Origin of the sequence: Paraburkholderia sp. SIMBA_053 (assembly GCF_046534895.1) — a bacterium.
In the GTDB taxonomy this organism is placed as follows: domain Bacteria; phylum Pseudomonadota; class Gammaproteobacteria; order Burkholderiales; family Burkholderiaceae; genus Paraburkholderia; species Paraburkholderia caledonica.
The window spans coordinates 1-256 of record NZ_JAWRXU010001111.1; the positions used below are offsets into that span (position 1 = coordinate 1).

At 64.5% G+C, this 256-nt stretch carries 1 protein-coding gene; it reads left to right on the forward strand.

Annotated features, from left to right (window positions below; all coding sequences use genetic code 11):
- Positions 1-256, forward strand: a 256-nt coding sequence (locus tag SB753_RS39080; RefSeq protein WP_410805423.1) for a diguanylate cyclase domain-containing protein, incomplete at both ends; no start/stop codon positions are given.

Here is a 256-nt window from a genome sequence, read left to right on the forward strand (position 1 = left end):
TGCTGCTGTCGCGTTTCGACGCGCGCACGAGTTTCCTCGTCGGCGCGTTATCGAAGCTCAACGGACAGATCGTGCGCCTTGCCACGCTCGACACGCTGACGGGCCTGCCGAACCGCGCCACGCTGACCGAGCGCATCGAGCGGGCGATTCATGCGGCGCGCCGTCAACGGTCGCTGTTCGCGATCCTCTTCATGGATCTCGACGGCTTCAAGACGATCAACGATTCGCTCGGCCACTCAGCGGGCGATCAGGTGCT